This window comes from Priestia sp. BR_2, from assembly GCF_041954005.1.
GTDB lineage: Bacteria > Bacillota > Bacilli > Paenibacillales > Paenibacillaceae > Paenibacillus_AQ > Paenibacillus_AQ lautus_A.
Genome location: NZ_JAVFHM010000056.1, coordinates 14,751 through 34,092, shown reverse-complemented (window position 1 = coordinate 34,092; position 19,342 = coordinate 14,751). Strand labels below are relative to the sequence as shown.

Sequence of the window (19,342 nt, the reverse complement as noted above, 5' to 3'; positions counted from 1 at the left end):
CCTCCTCTATTTAGTCTGACCAATATTCAGTACAACATAGTACTAAGGGAATGTTTTACCTAACAGCTTTTATAAATCGAACTATTTAGTATTACTTACTACAGGTACATTGTATTACAGAGTAGATGGAGTGTCAACTGTTTTACTAAAATTATTCTCCACATTCCGCGGTTCGGTATTCAGTGTGACATATTACCGGTATATCGTAACACAAGGTAGCTGGTTTTTCAACTTGATTGGCTTTTTCTTTGTAAAGCAGGATCAACCTGACGCTTCCCCAATTATTCACACTTTAGTCCTCCAACCTTGATTTTAGATTCTTTACATAGCATGACAAGGACAATCAGGTCACTGCAAGCCATGCTTTTGGAGGGAGTCCGAATGATGAGCCTGCCGATCTCAAGTCTGGATTACGTATCCTCCGTTGTTGACTTCATGATTGAGGAATACGCGAGCAAGCTGCAGGGCTGCCAGACCATCCTGCGTTCGCGATTTATGGAGCTCGTCGCCTCGCCAATGGAAGAAGCGACGCACCCATGTAAAAGGCGCGTCGCTTCATATTTACAACTTCTGATAGATAAAGTTTTTAAACGCAACCTCGCCGGAACCTTTCGCCCGGAGAGCGATTCGCAATGCAAGAAATCCGCCCAATGTGTTATGATGCCAGCCTGAGGTTTCGAATGAATGCTCAAATTTATGCCATACCGATCCATCCGCACTGTAATAGAAGACGACTTCATGCTCGTTATTTTCAAGACGAACGATGACACGCCGATGCGGAAAAGGCTTTGATGGCGTCTCCCAGCCGCGAATAATCCCATAAAGCCCCTCTTGGGATATGCCGAATCCGCTATACGTCGATCCATTATAGAACAATAACAACTGGGCTTCCGATTCTTCCGAGAGCTCAATCTCCACCTGTGCCGCGTACGAATGGTCTTCCGGCATCATAACCAGGGGCGCCGGCTCGGGAGCAGCTTGGATCGTTATCGCTTGCTTCTGCAGAGTATATTGAATATCATTGCTGGATTGATACCAGCTCCACGGATACCCCAGCCCGCCGGACGCTTCTTGAAATTCACCGTAAGTCATGCCATGCGGAACGGCATCTCCCGGCGGTTTTGGAATAGCTTCATCTGTATTGCAATGAAGCGGGACGCGGAACCATCCGTCCTCCGTCCATTCCAGCGGTTCGAGCAGCGTTTGCCTGCCGAGTGTGTAGTACCCTTTTTCGTACGCATGATAAACGATCCACCAGCCGCCGTCCGGGGTGTCAACCAATGAGCCGTGACCTTTGGAGCACCATCGTTCATTCCGGCTTTGCGTTCGAATGATCGGATTGAGGGGAGAATGTTCATATGGCCCCCATGGCTCTTTGGAGCGCGCAGAAGCGACCATATGGCTAGTCGAAGGCCCCGATGTTCCTCCTTGCGCCACAGTAAGATAGAAATATCCGTTATGAAACGTTAGCTTGGGAGACTCCATAAAGTTTCCTTCCACGACCCATTCCTTCGGAAACGGCCAGCCATCGTACACTTTGCGCGGAGTGCCCACAGACGACAAACCGTCCCCAGCCAGTTCTACCATATAACCATCGCTAAAAAACAAATACCGGTTACCATTGGAATCCGCGACATGTCCCGGGTCAATTCCTTGCACCCCCACCTTTTGCGGATCACTCCAAGGTCCGTGTGGATGCGTCGCCGTCAGCACCATGATCTCTTCATTGATGGGAGCATAGATATAAAACCGGTCTTCATAGTATGTCAAATCAGGCGCCCATACATCTCCGGCATAATCGGTTAACGCTTTGGCGATGGGTTCCCAGTTCACCAAGTCTTTAGAGTGCCAAATCAATAACCCCGGCGCAAACTTAAAACTGGAGTGCGTCATATAATAATCGTCTCCGACTCTGACCACGCTTGGATCCGCATAATCACCGGCCAAAATCGGGTTTCTATACGTGCCGTTTCCCAAATCTCCGCTTGCTTGCATGATCAAACTCCTCACATTCCATGATGTTATGAACTGTCCAATCTACAATTATAAGGAGATCGAAATGACCGGACCTTGATTATTCTGTCATGGATTAGCATGATTGAGACATTGCTGGCCGCGAGTGCTCTTCCGAGTTCATTCATACAAATCATTTTTCGGCAAAGGATATAAGTCCGAGACCTTATCAACCTAACATATAGTGCTGTACGGCTATCCTATTTTTGCGTATATTGGGAAGTAAGACTTTTATAAAGGAACGTGAACGGTGACAACCATACTCGCAAAGAACCACAAACGATTTCGAATCATCAAAATACTCCCGCATATTGCGGCATTTGTCGTTTTTTTGAGCATGCTACTGGGGATCCGTTGGCTCTGGCTTGAAACCTATGCCCCTCCTGCAGATCAACCGAAAGTCTCCAATGGCATACTCGATTTGAGAGGCTGGGATCTGTTGGGCTCAAAATCCATCAATCTGGACGGAGAGTGGCAGTTCTACGCCGACATCCTGGCTAAAGAACAGGAAATGAAGCCGTCTCATGAGTTTTCCTACGTAAATGTACCTGGAGACTGGAATAACAATCGTACGAATAAGGCAAAAACTTCGTTAGGCAGCGGAACATACAGGCTTCGCATATTGCTGGATCGCCCGCTTTCGGCCCCTATCTCGTTCTGGATCCAGGAGATTCAATCCGCGGCTACCGTGGACATTAACGGCGAAACGGTAGCTTCCATGGGAAGGACGGGCGAGCCCGGGCAAGCCTCCTATCTGCCGAACCGCACCTCTTTCGTTGTCGATTATGTTCCCGACCGGGATGCTCGCGAGCTCGATCTGATCATACGCGTGGCGAACTATGAGCATCCTTACCTAGGCGGAATCGCAAAGCCGATCAAGCTGGGATCGCACCAGGCAATCCAGGATGAGCACGGCGTTTCCGTTGATTTTCAGCTGGTTATGTTTGTCGTCCTGATGCTGCACGGACTGTACGCTTTCATTCTATACATATTCAATCCGCGGGAAAGGTCGCTGCTCGATTTTTTCCTGCTGCTAGTATCGGCCGCTTTAACCGTCGTAACATCACACGACAGTCTCCTGTTGAAATGGGTGTCTTTAAACTATGAATGGGAGGTCAAAGCAACCTTTCTCTCCTATTCGTGGCTGTCGTATTTCATATGGAAGCTGAGCCGCACCTTTACCTCCCGAAAACGTAACGTGTGGTTTATCACATTCAGCACGCTTCTGGCCCTATATACGGTCGTAGTCTTTGCCGCTCCTGTGTCTTGGGTTCACTGGCTCGTAGAATTCCGGGTGTTCGGCACCTTTTACCTGCTGCCGATGCTGGCGTCGCTGTTCCTGTTCACCCGAATGGTCTTTAACAGCCAGGATGATTCCATATTCCTGCTGCTGTCGGCCAGCGGCGTGCTGGCAAGCGCCGTATGGGGGGCGCTTAATAAATATTGGGAGCTCCCAGCCGTGTATTATCCGGTGGACGTGCTCGCGGCCATCATCGGATTTTCGGCCTATTGGTTTAAGCGATACTTCCGCAACCTTCATCAAATCAGCAAACTCAACGATAAGTTGAAGCTCGCGGATCAAATGAAGGACCGGTTCTTGGCCAACACGTCTCACGAGCTGCGCACGCCGCTGCACGGAATCATGAATATCGCCATAAGCCTTGCTGAACGGGAGAAAGAAACCCTCGGCAAACAGAGCAGCGAGGATTTGAACCTGTTGATTACGGTCAGCCGTCGAATGTCGCATTTATTAAATGATCTGCTGGATGCCGTCCGTCTTCAGGAGAAGCAAATTCAGCTGCAGCCGAGCCGGGTTTCCCTGGTTTCCGTCGTGAACGGGGTATTCGATATCGTAAAATTCATGACGGACGGCGCGCCCGTTCAGCTCAAGATGAATATTCCCAATACCATTCCTGCCGTACAGGCGGATGAAAAGCGGCTCGTTCAAATTTTGCTCAATCTGATTCACAACGCCATCAAGTACACGGAGAAAGGCTCCGTTACCGTCTCCGCCTTTACCAAGGGCAGTAAAATGACGATCACGATAACGGATACAGGGATCGGGATGGACCCTCAAACGCTAAACCGTATTTTTCTTCCGTACGAACAGGGGAATCAAGGGTTAAATGACGCGAAGGGGATCGGTCTAGGGCTTAGCATCAGCAAGGAGCTCGTTGAGCTGCATGACGGCGAGCTGACGGTCGAATCGGAATTAGGGAAAGGAACGACTTTTGCATTCACACTCCCGCTTGCGGACACAAACGCAGAGTACTCTGCTTCGCAGCAGGTTCCCGTACCCGCTGTAGACCCAGCTGTCTACAAAGAACTCGCAGCCAGCTGGGACGTTGCAACAGAAGGTACCCCTATGCAGGTACCAACTAGGTTATTGTCGAAAGAGCATCCCGTCAGTATCCTGGCCGTGGATGACGATCCTGTAAACCTGCGCATCCTTGCCGGCATTCTTTCAGCAGAGCCGTACAACCTGAATGTCGTTGCCTCGGCAGCCGAAGCGCTCGAGCTTCTCGGCTCGCAGCCGTGGGATCTCCTCATAGCGGATGTCATGATGCCGGAGATGTCCGGCTACGAGCTCACCCGCACCGTAAGGGAGCGCTTTAACGCCTCGGAGCTGCCCGTACTGCTGCTGACGGCTCGAGGCGAATCGGCCGATGTGTATGCCGGCTTCCAATCCGGCGCAAATGATTATGTGACGAAGCCGGTTGATCCTGTAGAATTGAGATATCGCATCCATTCCCTGATCACGCTGAAGCATACGGTGGATGATCGCATGCGCATGGAAGCAGCGTATTTGCAGGCACAGATCCACCCTCACTTTTTGTTCAACACCTTGAATTCGATTATGGCGCTTAGCGAAATGGACATCGATCGCATGCGAAGCCTTGGCGAGGCTTTCAGCTCCTATCTGCAGATCAGCTTCCATTATCGGAATCAGGATCGATTGGTACCGCTGCAGCAGGAGCTTGAGCTTATCCAAGCCTATTTATACGTAGAGAAGGAACGATACGGGGAACGCCTTAACGTGACCTGGGAAGTTGATTGGAATATCAATATCCTCATCCCGCCGCTGGCGATCCAGCCATTATTGGAGAATGCGGTTCGGCACGGCATTATGAAGAGGGCCCTTGGAGGCACGATACGGGTCAGAATTGCGATGCAAGAGGACTTTATCGTTGTTGAAGTGACGGATAACGGGCTTGGCATGGAACCCGACCAGGTTGCCCAGCTGCTGAATGCACCCGACCATCGTAAAGGCGGCATCGGTCTCTACAACACGAATCGTCGTCTGCTCCAAACCTTCGGCAGCGGGCTGGTCATCAAGAGCACGATGAATCAAGGCACTACGGTTTCTTTTAAAATTCCGATATAGCTCCCATTACATTCTTTATTAAAAAAAATCCCAACCTCAACATGTTGGGATTTTTTTTAATAAAGTGGGTGAGTACATTTACAAGTGAAGAGCGGCCTCTTACCGGCGCAGAGGACATTCTTCACCTTGTTCCTACGGCCTATTATCCTCCTCTGTTGCAAGAAGTTCCCTTGCCGCTTCTATGAACGACATCATGATTGGTGAAAGCCACTTGTCCTTATGCCACAACATTTGTGTATACACGTGCAAATCCGGAATTTGCCATGGAAGGGCAACCAGTTCCCCTCGTTCCACTTCGGCTTCCGCTACGATTTCAGGAAGAAAGGCAATGCCGATTCCCGAAATGGCACATTGTTTAATGGCTTCGGCACTTTGAAACTCTAAATACGTAATACTGTCAATGCCCTCTTTTTCAAAGGACCGGTCAAACATGGTTCGATAGGGACACCCCTTTTCATTCGTCAAGAACACTTCTTCGTGAAAATCTTCGAGCCGCAGCACAGTCCGTTTTGCGAGCGGGTGGTCTGGAGCGGCGAATAAGCGGAACGTTTCTTCCAGCAAGGGTTCCACGGCAAGTCCGCTTGAGCGAATGGGTTCGTCCAACATAAAGACAACGTCCGCGCTTCCTTCAAATAGTGTTTGTTTGAGCTCTTGATTGGGAACGGAGCGGAAGATGAGACGCACGCCCGGATGACGCGAACGAAATAACTGAAAGACGGCCGGAAGCCGATAGGCGCAAATCACCTCGTTGGCACTGATCGTTAGGGTGCCGCTTAGAACCTCGTTGTCATGAACGACGGTTTTAGCTTCTTCCAATTGGTCAAGAACACTCTGGACATGTGTTAAAAATCGTTTACCCGCCGTTGTGAGTACGAGCTGCTTGCCCAAACGGTCAAACAGGCGAACCCCCAGCTCATCCTCCAATGCCTTCATTTGCATCGTGACGTTGGAAGGGACGTAACTCAGCACTTCCGCAGCACGACTGAAATTTAATGTGGACGCCACCGTGCGGAACGTAATCAGTTGGCGTAATTCCATATACGATGCCCCTTTTACTTTCAATTTTATTGAATACTGTTTTGAATTCTATTCACTTTTATTGAGAGTACCATGACTCTATACTGAGTACAAGAACGACAATCTAAATATATGGATTCATTTTGAAGGGAGCAAACGATATGATGGATTATGAAATTTTTGATTTGGGTGACGTAACCTTGCAATCCGGAGTGACGTTACCGGACGCTTTTCTTGCTTATAAGACATATGGACGATTAAATGAGAAGAAAGATAATGTCATCGTCTATCCAACTGCTTTTGGAGATCAGCATATACAGAACGAATGGTTGATTGGAAACGGAAAGGCCTTAGATCCGCGTGAATATTTCATTATCGTTCCAAACCTGTTGGGTAACGGATTATCTTCCTCCCCCAGCAACACGCCTCCCCCATTCGACCGGGCTCATTTTCCGCAGGTAACCATCTATGACAACGTTAAATTTCAGCATCGGCTGGTGACCGAAAAATTCGGCATTCACAAGATCGCTCTTGTCGTTGGGTGGTCCATGGGAGGCATTCAAGCATTCCAATGGGGTGCGAGTTATCCCGACATGGTGGAGCGAATCGCCCCTTTTGCCGGCGTTGCCAAGACTTGGCCCCAAACGTACGTGGTCCTGGAAGGAATGAAAGCTCCGCTCATGGCTGCAGTCGGCTTCGATTCAAGCAAACTAAACAAGTTGACTTCCGCAGACATGCGCGCCGTCGGCCGCGTCTATGCCGGGTGGGGCGTATCGCAGGCGTTTTATAGAGAGGGACTTTATCGTGAGATGGGTTTTGACTCTTTGGCAGAATTTATGGAGGGTGTCTGGGAAGACAGCTTTATGAAAATGGATCCGCACAATGTCCTGGCCATGTTATGGACTGGTCAACATGCAGACATAAGTGCGAACCCCTCCTATGAAGGAGATTTCGATAAAGCGCTCAAAAGCATTTCGGCGCTTGCCTGCATCATGCCGGGTAGCACGGATCTCTTCTGCCCGGCCGACGACAATGAATACGAGGCTAATCTTATACCTCATGCTCTATTTAAGCCCATTGAGTCGATCTGGGGTCATTTTGCCGGACGTGGAATCAACAGCGCCGATAATCAATTTATAGATGATAACTTAAAACGCTTGTTAGCGCTTCGTACAAACGAATAGAACATCAATAGCTGAGGTCACCAGAGCTTGCTGGTCGACCTCTTTTTATCCATCGCCCTCAAGCCCGGACTAGGATGGGTAAAATCTCTCAATGCAAAGAGTCTATAAGAATATCCAGAATCGTCTTACAACGTTCCCATTCTCCTCCACATACTCCGACTCAAACTGACCACCATTCTTCAGAATCGTTTTTTCCGATGCCACATTTCCTTTATCGCAAACCAGCAGCACTTTGTTTAGTCCCATATCTCTCGTGATTTCAAGGGTTAATGCTAAGAGTACGGAAGCATAGCCCTTTCTTCTTTCCGATGGACGTATTCCGTAACCGATATGCCCGCCGCTATTCAAAAGTTTTTCATTAAGTCTGTGTCTAATATTGACTGCACCCATTACTTTTTTTGAATAGCTGTCGATAAGCCAGTACGTAGAATGTGGGACAAAGCTCTTGTTCTGTAATTTCTCCTCTGTATCCTCCGCATATAAAAATTCGATCATGGAATCAAAATCAGAAGGATCTTTCCTCACTACCCACGGGGTAATATCCTGTTCATCCGACATCCAATCTTCGTAAAAAGACAGATACTCCTTCTTATATGCAGCTGAAGGTTTCACCAACTCAACGGAGTTCGACATTACACCATATCCCATCTGTTAAAATTTATGTAACTCCTAGTAAAATGCGTTTACCTTTATTGTCGTCCGACCTTTTTTATTGAAGTTTGGCTGAATAGACATGGTCAAGAAACTCGATAGAGATGCGTTCTGCTTCCGTTTTGGTTACAATTTCCGATGCCTGGCGTAAATTTTGGTACAACGCTATCGAATTCTTTAAAGCCTGGTAGCAACTATCAAAGTTGTGGAGGGAAATCGTTCCTTTAAGCTCCTCTAATTCCTGGACACCGTATTTCTCTAATTTTCGAACCCCTCGCGGTTGCTGGCCGTTACTCATGAGAACGAGCGGCCCCAAGACGGCGCTTCGCATAAATGTTAAAAGATCTATTACTTCAAACAACTCGCCTCTCCCTAGTTTTGTTGCACCGTAATGAACCCATACCCAAAAGCGGTCTTCAATCCATTGCGGATCAGGGTTAGGAAAAGACATCGTCGTTTTGTTCAGTATCGTTGTAATGTCAGAACCTCTCTCCCATAGAATTCTCGGATCTTCGATTCGAGATTCGAGCTCTTGCGGCTGTACAAATTTGAGGTCGACATGAAGCGGATCGGGGCCGTATAGGCAAATAACCAAACGAGGTTCACCAACATGCTCCCCGGTGAATGCCGACAGCAGGTTACCCAGCCCTTCCGCAATTTGAAGCCGTTGTTCCATGATCTCACTTCGGAATTCATTACGATAAACCACAATTAAATCTAAATCACTGTACTCATCCATAGCGCCGTGCACCATAGAACCGCCTGCGAGCAAACCTGCAAATCGTTGATCTTGGCGAAAATGCGCTATTGCCTGTTCAATGAATCGTTCATGCACGGGTAACCTCATACAAAACACTCCTTAAATGATGACCCATAAAATGGGTATTATTAAAAAGTAACATTGAAGCAATGCGCGTGTCAATCAAATGAAATCCAATTTGCGAAATATGAAAAAAGCCGCAGTTTATGCGGCTTATCCATGTTTATCTGTTCTTGTCGTCCAACAATAGCAGTTGACAAGGTAGTTACCAGCTGGACTTCGTTATACCAGGAATTTGCCCCTTATGGGCCAGCTCCCGAAAAACAATGCGTGAAACGCCAAATTTACTGATATAACCTCGTGGCCTGCCGCTAACCGCACAGCGATGATGAAGCCTGGTCGCGGAGGAGTCGCGGGGCAATTTTTGGAGCGCTGCATAGTCGCCCTTCTCTTTCAGTTCCTTACGCTTCTGCGCGTATTTAGCAACCATCTGTTGTCTTTTCCGTTCTTTCACGACTTTCGATTTTTGTGCCACTTGGAACACACCTCCCTTCCTATTCGCGATTATTCATTCAAAGCCTGTGCTAAAGCGTCGAGATTTTGTCGCATAATGGCAATGTAATCATGGTTATCCGCGATATCTTCCTCGGTTAACCCTTCGATCGGATTAAGGACGGAAGTCGAAGCCCCGATCTCAGAGGCTATCGTCTCTGCAACGTTTGACGACACAAGCGTTTCAAAGAATATCGTTTTTACATTGTGCTCCTTGGCAAATTCGATCACTTCAGCCATTTGAGAAGCCGAGGGCTCTTGATCCGGAGACAAGCCTGCAATCGGCACTTGAGTCAAACCGTATTCTCTGGCTAAATACCCGAACGCAGCATGCTGCGTAATGAAGTCTTTTCGTTTGGTATTTTTCAGCCCGTCTCGAAACTCCTTGTCCAATGCCTCCAGTTTACTAACATAAGCATCTGCGTTTGCTTTGAATGCCTCTTGATGTTCCGGAGCAGCTTTGGCCAAACCTGCCTCGATGTTGCGCACTTGTTTGACAGCCATGGCCGGCGAGAGCCATACATGCGGATCCAGTCCACCGTGGTCATGGTGATGCCCCTCTTCCTCATGATCATGGGCATGCTCATCGTGGCCGTGATCGCCCTCTTCACCATGATCATGAGAATGACCGGTACCTTCCATGATCTCTATTCCCTTACTGGCCTCAATGGCAAATACCCCGGTGCCTTGGATGCTCTCCAGAACCTGATCCACCCAGCCTTCCATGCCGGCGCCATTATCCACCAGCACATCGGCATCGGAAATTCCCGCCATGTCCTGGGGTGTCGGCTCCCAATCATGCGCTTCAATACCCGGAGGAATTAAATTCTCCACATCTGCCAGATCGCCCGCTACCTGTCTAGTAAATTCATACATGGGATAGAAGCTGGTTTTAACTTTCAGCTTTGTAGTTTCCGTTGTGGAGGCATCTGTCGCTTGGTTATTGGCGGAGGAAACGTTTCCCTCATGAGTAACCGTCGAATTTCCCGAGCCGCAGCCTGCAATAGCCAATACTGCGGATAGGGATAGTAGGGTTAATACTCGCTTAAATCTCTTCATAATTCTTATGACTCCTATTTCTATTTATTTTTTGTATCGACCTTCGATTTTGTAACCGAAGTAATTTTTGAAAGATTACGGCCATGATTAGAAATCCTAATAGAATCAGGGCAATGGTACCTCCTGGCGGCGTATTGAGATAGTATGAAGCAGCAAGGCCCGAAAAAACACCACTCAACCCAACAACGACGGCAATCCCCATGGCTGCTAAAAAACCTGTTGCCATCCGCAGTGCGATCGAGGCCGGCAGCACAATTAACGCCGAAACCAACAGCACGCCGACTACCGGCATGGCGGCGGCAACCGTCATTCCCGTAAACACGGCGAATAAAAAAGACAGGAGAGAGACACGCATACCGGATGCCGCAGCGGTCTCCTCATCAAAAGCAAAGTTATAAAGCGGCCGGCGCAGTCCAACAAAAAAGATCATTCCCACTGCTGCTACCACCGCAATAAGCCGAAGCTGCGTATCGCTAACCGCAACAATCGATCCGAACAAATAGGAGCTGAAGCTCTTGCTCAGATTTTGATTCAAGCTCATCAGGACCACCGATAGAGCAAGCCCAGAGGTCATAATAATGGCAACCGGAACCTCGGTGTATGTACGATACACTCTTCTAAGCTGTTCAATCACAAGTGCCCCGATCATAGCCATTGCAAAACCGCTGAGTGCGGGATTCAGTTTCAAGAAAGAACCCAATGCGACTCCCGCCAAGGATACATGAGAGAGTGTGTCAGCCATGAGAACCTGGCGCCGGAGCATTAAAAACACGCCCAGAACGGGACCGATCACGCCGATCAGGCCTCCTGCCCAAAACGCGCGCTGCATAAATTCGTAACCGAGCATCGCCATCCCTCATTCTCCTTTCGCTCCAATTGGACGACCTGGTCCAGATATGGACCGATTTCATCAAGCGAATGGGTGACCATAATGACCGTGCTGCCTTTGTCCTTGACATAATCGTTTAATAGTCGGTACAGATCCGTACGACTCGACACATCCATCCCTGTCGTAGGCTCGTCAAGAATCAACACCTGCGGCTCCTGGGCCAACGCTCTGGCAACGCATATTCGCTGCTTCTGCCCTCCCGATAACTCGCCGATCCTCCGATAACGATATTCCCACATCCCCACTTCCTTCAGGCTTCGCTCAACGATCTCATGATCTGCGGATGTGAAACGTTTGAACAATCCAAGTCGTCCGTAGCGGCCCGATCGTACAAGCTCAATCACTTTACTGGGAAAGCCAGCGTTGAACGAGGCCACTTGCTGCGGAACATATCCAACAGATATCCTGGATCCGTCCTCCAATACTCGCTTGAAAACGATGGACCCGCTCCAGGGCTTTATCAAACCAAGCATCAATTTCAGCAAAGTTGATTTTGCGGCGCCATTTGGACCGGATATACCGATGAATTGTCCGCCATGAATGTCGAGCGACAAATTCTCAACGACAGCTTGATCCCCGTATCCAAACATAACGTCGCGCATGGAAGACAATAACATATCCCCATCTCTTCCTTCCTTGTGACAGAAAAACTGTTTTATTCAGCATGAAACCCGGTGTATCCTAAATCTAATCCCTTTTCCAACTCGGCAGCATGACAGCCGTCCCACTTAAACCTTTGCCAGATCAGGGTTATATTCATCATAGGAATCTTTTATATGGCTTCTTAGCAGCGGCTGCCGTTCAATAATGGCTTTTCGCTTTGCTTTCAATACAATTTGCTCCATGTCGGCAAAGCTGCACCCTTCAAGCAGGTCGCATGCCTCCGTCAACGCTGACGCCTCACACCGGAAATCTCCGAGAAGAATTTCGATATAATGCTGCCTTCTGCCAAAGTCCGGCAGGGAATACGTCATCTTCGTGTCGAACCTGCGCCATATTGCCTGATCCAATTCCTTCTCCAAATTGGTGGCCGCCATCATGATGCTTTTGTCCCCAAAATCATCCAGACACTGCAGCAATGTATTTACGGCACGGGCCATCTCCTTCACTTCATCGTTGCTGTCCCTCGTCCTGGCAATGGCATCGAACTCATCAAGGAAAAGAACGCAGGGAAATGTGTCTGCATATTCGAAGATTTTGCGAATATTGCTCCCCGTTTCGCCCAGATGACTATGGATGATAGCATCCAGTCGAGTCAGAACGAGTGGAAGCTCCAGTAGGTTGGCCATATAAAAGGCCGTTAAGGTTTTACCTGTTCCCGGAGGACCGTACATGACGATCTTGTTAGGTATCGGTACGTGATGCTCCTCGAATTCCTCCCTCATCCCCAAAATGGCTATAAACTCATCCACAATTCTCTGATTGAAATCCGGCAAAATCAGGTGCCTCGCTTTTTTGCCGCACTCCTTAGGTGAATACACGGTTGCCATATCGATCCCTTTGGCACGCGGAATACGCTGGCTTGCATTGCTTTTGCTCATGATCAACTGCTGCTCCTTCACTGCATAAATCGAGTATCATGACGTGACCGTTCTTTCTCTGATTCGGTACGTTAACCTCTCTACCGTTTATAACTTAATCGTTTCTTGAACTTATCGACACGCCCGCCGATTTCGGTATTTTTCTGCTTGCCCGTAAAGAAAGGGTGTGAAGCCGAACTGGAATCTACGCGAATCACGGGATAGGTTTGACCGTCTTCCCACTCCATCGTTTCTGTCGAAGTCTTGGTGGAGGCACTGAGAAATGAATAGCCCACGCTCGCGTCTAGGAATATGACTTTTTGAAATGTTGGATGTATCCCTTTTTGCATGGTAATGTTCTCTTCTTTCCGAGCCGATCGACTCTGTATTATTTGTTATTCGTAATTTTTACGATTAACGTCATGGATGAATATTAAAATATAAAATCATTTCTGTCAACTCTCGGCTCCATACTGAAAAAATCGTTTCATTACTCTTGGGCATAAAGAAAAAACCGCATACCATGAATGGAATGCGGTCGGACTATGCGATCATAAAGGCGTAAAGTCTAATTTGATAGAGTTCTAAACTAATCTTTAATCGCTTATACCCTAGCCGTCAGTAATATGTACAACAAAAGCATACGAGGTGAATCCTGCCTTCCAATCCGAATTCACTAAAATCGTATAAACTCCCGGTTCCGTTGGCAGCTGTAAGCGCCGATTCACCACCATCATGTCAACAAACTGCTCGGTTTCATTGCCCGTATCCATGACGTTAAATACCGTCAATCTGTCAGGCTCCAATCCAGCCGGATAGGTTATTACAAGATTAGAGTCCGGCTTCACGCTGACCGGCGGATACCGGGCTTCGGTTACCCATTGCCCTACAGAGTCTTTTACTTCCAGGCATCCATTCCAGCAAGAGCTTCCCTGTAGCAGCGGAATCTCCTGCATCCAAACGCTACCATCCTTGTATGTGTTCTCATAAGCAATGGATGGAACGGGTGCCTCTACCTGTTCATCGAATGCTAAGCTTTGCTGTTTGATCGTGATTAATTCCTTCTCCTCATCGTAATGAACTTCAGCATGCATTTCTTTCCCTACAAGGCGAAGAGGAACGTAGACGTTTCCGTTGTAGTTAATGACGGGCAGTCTTGCTGATATGCCATTGATCACAAATTTTCCGGATGTCAGGAAGTCGATCGAGGAGCTTGCGCCATAAGCTACCAGACCGATAACGGCTAACAAACCGAACCATATCCATACCAAAACATATTTCCGCAAAAAGCATCTACGCTCCTTTCCTTAGTCAGTCATATCAGTTATTTATTCAGATATTGGCATTCATCGCGGCAGCCTTACTTCAAAAACTGTACGAAGCAAGCTGCTGTCGGCCGTGATCGTGCCATTATGCTGCATCATGATATTTTTCGAGATAAATAAACCGAGGCCTGTGCTGCCCTCCCGATGAACCCGGGACGCATCGCCGGTATAAAACATGTCGAATAGATGCGGCAGCTCGTTCGGATGGATGCGATCCCCATAATTGATTACCTGGACCACCGTTTCGTCTGCTTCAAGGAAAGCGCGGATATCTACAAACTGGCCGTCGCTGCCGTACCGTATCGCATTGGTCATTAAATTTTCAAATACGCGTGCCAGCAAGTCGCCATCTCCCGAAATGATCAGATTAGGCGTAACGTGCAATCGAGCTTCCAGTTTATTTTTCTCAAGAGCCGGAAGCAATTCTTCACTTAACTGCGTCAGCAGCTCGCTTAAATTGATCGGCTGTTTATCGACAGGCAGCATACCGTAATTCATTCTCGTGATTTCGAACAATTCGTCTATCAGCCTCTCCAGGCGCTTAGACTTCGCGAAAGCAATGCCCGTGTAATGCCGTACCTGTTCTTTGGTCAATAATTCGTCCCTAAGAATGAAATCCAAATAACCGATGACGGAAGTGAGCGGCGTTCGCAAATCATGAGCCAAATTCAATATCAGCTGATCTTTGCTGCTCTCAGCAAAATCTCCTCTCGCCACCGCTTGCTTCAGCATCTCTCCCGTCAGATTAATATCCGCCGCGATATCACCGAACTCGTCCCGGGACGAAACCGAAACCCGCTTGTCGAAATCGCCGCTGGCGAGATGACGAATCCCCGCAGAAATTTCACGAAAATATGCCACATAAGGCTTCGTAAGCAGGAAGAAAAACAAAACCGCCAACGGGATAAAAAATATCAGAAAAAAATTAATATCCCCGACCGTTCTTATGAACAAGCGGACATAAGCCAGCGGATCCTCGAATTTGACCTGTGTTCGGTAATAATATTGCAGGATTTTATATAGTGCGTACATGATGATGCCGGATATGATCATGCTGAAGCCGAACAGCACGATCATTTTGGAGCGGAAGCTTCGTATCAAATTAGCCATTGAACGTATAGCCTACCCCCCAAACCGTTTTGATCAGCTTATTTTTGTTCGTATCATCGCACATCTTTTTTCGCAATGTTCGAATATGGACCATAACCGTATTGCTTGTTTCAAAGTAGGCCTCGCCCCATACGTGTTGAAAGATATTTTCCGTACTAAACACCTTCTTCGGGTAACTGGCCAATAAGTACAAAATGTCAAATTCCTTAGGCGTCAGCTCGATCGTTTCGCCGTATAGGGTCACAACTCGCTGATCGGGGTATATGACCACTCCTCCTGCTTCCAGGGCGGGTTTGCCGGAAGTCGCCGGCTGGTTCATCTGCATATAACGGCGAAGGTGCGCATTCACGCGAGCGATCAACTCCATCGGGTTAAAGGGCTTGGTCATATAGTCGTCTGCGCCTCTCACCAGCCCGGCAATTTTATCAAGATCGGACGTTTTCGCGCTCAGAAAAATGATCGGCATATGATTGCGTTCCCGAATGTGCTGGATCACTTCATAACCGTCCAGCTTCGGCATCATAATGTCCAATATCGCTAAATCGACGGAATGCGCTCGAACGGCTTGCACCGCCTCCTGCCCGTCAGCCGCTTTCAGGACATCATAACCTTCTTTTATCAGGTGCAGCTCGATCAGGTCCGCTATTTCCGCCTCATCGTCCGCAATGAGAATAGTAATCCGCTTCATGGTATGTATCCATCCTTTGCATATCGTTAACGTAGGAACATGATTGAAATTTAGGACAATAAGAAGGAGGTTCGTTAACACTCCATTACGCTTGTAAGCACCTCCCGACTATAGCTTACGTGGAAAATCTTAAAAATTCTTTTAGAATAATTAAAGAGTTATTAAATTGACAAACCAAACGGAAAGAAGTATATCAAAAACACCCCCGAATCTCCTCATTCTTCAGGGGTGTTGTCTTAACTGCCAGTGTATTGTTGATTCTTTAATCGGTACCTGGCCTGTTGGCCTGATTCTCTTCATACATGATCGGATAGCTTTGTCTTCCGAGCAGCATTCTGTGTCCTTGGAACTCGTCATAAAGCTTGATGTGAACCGACCCTCCACTTCCGATTTTACTGAAGTTGCTATTCAAGCTAATGGAGTAGGATTGATTGTTGCCGATGGTCAAATCGGTACCGAGTGTTAACGTCTTCTCTGTGGATAGACCGTTTGGATCAATCAGCTCCATGATGAGTTTATGGTCATAAGAACCTGTCTCGTAATCTCCATTCCTAGAGAGATTATAATGAATAACGGTAGTGAGCTTCTCTTTCCCTGCGCTAAGCGTACCTTCTCCTCTCGTGATGGTTAGGTGGTACGGAAACAAATCCACATTTTGCAGATTCGTTGCCGGATGCGTAACTTTAGGGTTAAGCGCTAAACCTACCGTATTGATAGATCCCGTTGATTCTTCCCCTAAATTTGTCATTTTTCCGTTCGCTACGCCTTCCCCGACAAATAAAACAAGCTGGGAAGCATTCACATTCTGCGGAAGCTTGCTCCAAATGGTCACAAGATTCTTTCCATTGGGACTTGTCTTTTCGGATGATTGACTAATCTTTGCCTCAAAAAACTCGTTGTCCGGTGTTTTATAGTAAGCAACCAGCTGCGCCTGTTTGGATTGGCGTGTTTCCTGACTCGTCATCACCAGTTCCGTATATATTAGATTGGAGCCGTTGTCTTGGTATACGGTCGTCAAGCGTTCCCGGACTTCCGCTTTCTTGCCTGTCGTATGGATAAGATAAGATTCGCCGGCAGCCACCTGTTTCATGACACTGTTGAGCGAATGGGTATTCAGCGACAGAAATTTGTGAACATCCTCTCCTGAAGTTTCCTGTAGATCGACTCTGAGCTGATTGAATGAATAGGAATACGGTACATTGGCAAGCACATACAGCTCCATGGTTTCATTCGGCGCCAGAGTTGTTTGATCATTCGGCACTACCATTTGGGACGTATTGCTGAGATTGCGCATGCCTGCCTTAACTGCAGCTTTAAACTCAGGCAGCGATACGGTCGTCGATTGGGTATTGCGAATGCTGATTTGGGCTACAATTTGATCCACATCTCCCAGCGGCACACGCTGATATGAGCTTAGTTTGACGCCGAATGTTCCATGAGCATTTTCGACGATGTTTTCTACACCCAGATGACTTTTCCCCTCAGGGGCATAAGGAATTTTATAGTGGGCAGCCGGGAAGCTGATCCTCCCCTCCACAGCCGGCTCTGTCAATTGCAGCTGCAATTGATTCTGTTTCATGTGCAACGGCACATCTGCACTGAGGTCGATAAGCTTCTCTTCCAGCGGCTTCAGCGTTACATGGTCAAGCGCCTTCGTATTCACCGGGATGCTGTAGCCTTCATACGTGAGGATGGAAAGCTCATAAGCCGGCAGCTTCAAGGATTTATCACCGAGATTTTTAACGCGGAATTGAAGGTTCCATTTGCCGGTATCGTTCTCTGCAAATACCGAAGCATGTTTCAGCTGCGTCTCTATCGTTTGATGGTTCACCGATATGTTTCGGATGGCATAATTCGCCGCAGGCACATCAGCGGTAACACCCGGAAGTTTGAAGGTTTTGACCGGAAACAGCTTGTTCAGAGCCTCGTCTTTCTGCGTGAATTGCATCGTCATTTGGTCTGTTTTAAGTTGGGACGGAACCTCTGCCAGATAAAACACCGTTCGTTTTTGTCCTGGCTGGATCCTGAAGCTGCCCCCTGTGACATCCTCAGGCGTAAGATCGAATACCGAGCCGCCGGCCGACTTCAGTTGTACTGTATATCCGGGATCACTCAGCACCTTCTTGCCTCCGTTTGCAAAATGAACCCCCACTCTCAAATACACTTTTCCATTATGCTTCATTCGCTTCACACTTTCCGCCTTGACCGTAACAGGCTGTTGTTTCATAATCAGCTTTGCGCTTTTGCCCTTGGCCACGGCGAAATCCGTCGCTGCCGCCGGAAGCTTGAACGTTTGCACAGGAATACTGATCTTCAATGCTTCGTCCTCCTGCGCCAGCTGCAGTGTCATGCCGTTCGTCTTTATCGTGGATGGGATCTCCGCCCAATAGAAGATGATGCTGCTCTCCTGAGGCTGCAGCTTGTATCCGGTGCTGGCTGAATCGGAGGTGAGCTCAAATACCGAGCCGCCGGCCGACTTCAAATATGCCTTATACCCGGGGTCGCTTAATGCCTTTGTCCCTCCATTCGTGAGCCTGAGTCCTAATTTTATAAATACTTTTCCATTGATGGTATACCTCTGCAAGGTATCCGCCTTGGCCGTAACCGGAAGATGATTCATCGTGATCTTCTTGCTCTTTCCTGTCGGAACTACCGAAGAGTAATCGGCCGGAACGGTGATCTGCCCCAGTTTTTTCTGATAGTTCGCGCTGTCAAAATTCCATCCGAACAGGGAAACCTTGGCTCCGTTGACCTTAGTTGATTTTCCAACGTTTACATAATACGTCACGGAGAGGCTGCTGTTCGCCGGCACCGTTCGTTTAATAGCGTCACTCGTAACGTTCTTGCCTTTTCCCGTTGCCCCACTAGGCATAGAAACTTTGGAAAAATAATCGATAAGATCTACTCTACTGCCGCTGCTGTTACGATAACGAAGCGTATAGACCAAAATATTCCCGTCTGGCTGAGTTAAAATATCCATCCCCGTCAGCTTCACGCTGACGTTCTGCTTCAATGGAACAGAGCCCAGTTTATCTAATGCCATGCTGGACGCGACTGCAGCTGCTGATTTAGAAACAGAGTAGCCTGTTGCGGATGCCCCATACGCATCAAGGGCAAACCCATGACTTAACATCGCTGCACCAAGCATGATGACCGCGCATGTCTTTTTTGGTCCGTGCATAATGTACC

The 19,342-nt window shown here is 48.0% G+C and carries 16 protein-coding genes; 2 read left to right on the top strand and 14 right to left on the bottom strand.

Annotated features, from left to right (window positions below; all coding sequences use genetic code 11):
* Nucleotides 1-561: 561 nt before the first annotated feature.
* On the bottom strand, nt 562-1,995 hold the full coding sequence (locus RB298_RS00980; protein WP_486045335.1) for a family 43 glycosylhydrolase: 1,434 nt from the start codon (nt 1,993-1,995) through the stop codon (nt 562-564).
* A gap of 268 nt (nt 1,996-2,263) precedes the next feature.
* Here RB298_RS00980 and RB298_RS00975 point away from each other — a divergent pair, with 268 nt between their 5' ends.
* Nucleotides 2,264-5,398 carry an ATP-binding response regulator gene (locus RB298_RS00975; RefSeq protein WP_486045333.1) on the top strand — a complete coding sequence of 1,045 codons (3,135 nt, stop codon included), beginning with the start codon at nt 2,264-2,266 and terminating at the stop codon, nt 5,396-5,398.
* Between the two features lie 132 nt (nt 5,399-5,530).
* Here the strand turns inward: RB298_RS00975 and RB298_RS00970 are convergent, their stop codons facing one another.
* The gene (locus RB298_RS00970) at nt 5,531-6,436 is read right to left on the bottom strand and encodes a LysR family transcriptional regulator (RefSeq protein WP_192571682.1); all 906 of its coding nucleotides are present in this window, start codon (nt 6,434-6,436) and stop codon (nt 5,531-5,533) included.
* A gap of 143 nt (nt 6,437-6,579) precedes the next feature.
* Here RB298_RS00970 and RB298_RS00965 point away from each other — a divergent pair, with 143 nt between their 5' ends.
* On the top strand, nt 6,580-7,599 hold the full coding sequence (locus RB298_RS00965) for an alpha/beta fold hydrolase (RefSeq protein WP_096774576.1): 1,020 nt from the start codon (nt 6,580-6,582) through the stop codon (nt 7,597-7,599).
* Nucleotides 7,600-7,701: 102 nt separating this feature from the next.
* Here the strand turns inward: RB298_RS00965 and RB298_RS00960 are convergent, their stop codons facing one another.
* The 12 genes from RB298_RS00960 to RB298_RS00905 all read right to left on the bottom strand — a co-directional run bounded on the left by RB298_RS00960 (nt 7,702) and on the right by RB298_RS00905 (nt 19,334).
* Entirely contained in the window at nt 7,702-8,232 is a 531-nt protein-coding gene (locus RB298_RS00960) for a GNAT family N-acetyltransferase (protein ID WP_486045331.1), read from the bottom strand.
* Nucleotides 8,233-8,308: 76 nt separating this feature from the next.
* Nucleotides 8,309-9,097, bottom strand: a complete 789-nt coding sequence (locus tag RB298_RS00955) for a nucleotidyltransferase domain-containing protein (protein WP_096773974.1) — start codon at nt 9,095-9,097, stop codon at nt 8,309-8,311.
* A gap of 178 nt (nt 9,098-9,275) precedes the next feature.
* On the bottom strand, nt 9,276-9,545 hold the full coding sequence (gene rpsN, locus RB298_RS00950; RefSeq protein WP_192571679.1) for a 30S ribosomal protein S14: 270 nt from the start codon (nt 9,543-9,545) through the stop codon (nt 9,276-9,278).
* A gap of 29 nt (nt 9,546-9,574) precedes the next feature.
* The gene (locus RB298_RS00945; RefSeq protein ID WP_486045328.1) at nt 9,575-10,621 is read right to left on the bottom strand and encodes a metal ABC transporter substrate-binding protein; all 1,047 of its coding nucleotides are present in this window, start codon (nt 10,619-10,621) and stop codon (nt 9,575-9,577) included.
* Complete coding sequence (locus RB298_RS00940; RefSeq protein WP_192571677.1) at nt 10,608-11,474, bottom strand: metal ABC transporter permease; 867 nt, start codon at nt 11,472-11,474, stop codon at nt 10,608-10,610. The genes RB298_RS00945 and RB298_RS00940 overlap by 14 nt, the downstream gene beginning before the upstream one ends.
* Complete coding sequence (locus tag RB298_RS00935; RefSeq protein ID WP_096773978.1) at nt 11,420-12,127, bottom strand: metal ABC transporter ATP-binding protein; 708 nt, start codon at nt 12,125-12,127, stop codon at nt 11,420-11,422. Before RB298_RS00935 ends, RB298_RS00940 begins: the two co-directional genes overlap by 55 nt.
* Nucleotides 12,128-12,238: 111 nt before the next feature.
* Complete coding sequence (locus RB298_RS00930) at nt 12,239-13,051, bottom strand: AAA family ATPase (RefSeq protein WP_096773979.1); 813 nt, start codon at nt 13,049-13,051, stop codon at nt 12,239-12,241.
* 80 nt (nt 13,052-13,131) lie between these two features.
* Nucleotides 13,132-13,380 carry a type B 50S ribosomal protein L31 gene (locus tag RB298_RS00925; protein ID WP_096773980.1) on the bottom strand — a complete coding sequence of 83 codons (249 nt, stop codon included), beginning with the start codon at nt 13,378-13,380 and terminating at the stop codon, nt 13,132-13,134.
* 261 nt (nt 13,381-13,641) lie between these two features.
* Complete coding sequence (locus RB298_RS00920; RefSeq protein ID WP_096773981.1) at nt 13,642-14,316, bottom strand: stalk domain-containing protein; 675 nt, start codon at nt 14,314-14,316, stop codon at nt 13,642-13,644.
* A 60-nt stretch (nt 14,317-14,376) separates the two neighbouring features.
* Nucleotides 14,377-15,465 carry a HAMP domain-containing sensor histidine kinase gene (locus tag RB298_RS00915; RefSeq protein WP_096773982.1) on the bottom strand — a complete coding sequence of 363 codons (1,089 nt, stop codon included), beginning with the start codon at nt 15,463-15,465 and terminating at the stop codon, nt 14,377-14,379.
* Nucleotides 15,458-16,153 (bottom strand): response regulator transcription factor, encoded by a 696-nt coding sequence (locus RB298_RS00910; protein WP_096773983.1) that lies wholly within the window; start codon nt 16,151-16,153, stop codon nt 15,458-15,460. Before RB298_RS00910 ends, RB298_RS00915 begins: the two co-directional genes overlap by 8 nt.
* 262 nt (nt 16,154-16,415) lie before the next feature.
* Nucleotides 16,416-19,334, bottom strand: coding sequence for a hypothetical protein (locus RB298_RS00905; RefSeq protein ID WP_486045323.1), 2,919 nt, complete (start codon nt 19,332-19,334; stop codon nt 16,416-16,418).
* Nucleotides 19,335-19,342: the final 8 nt, after the last annotated feature.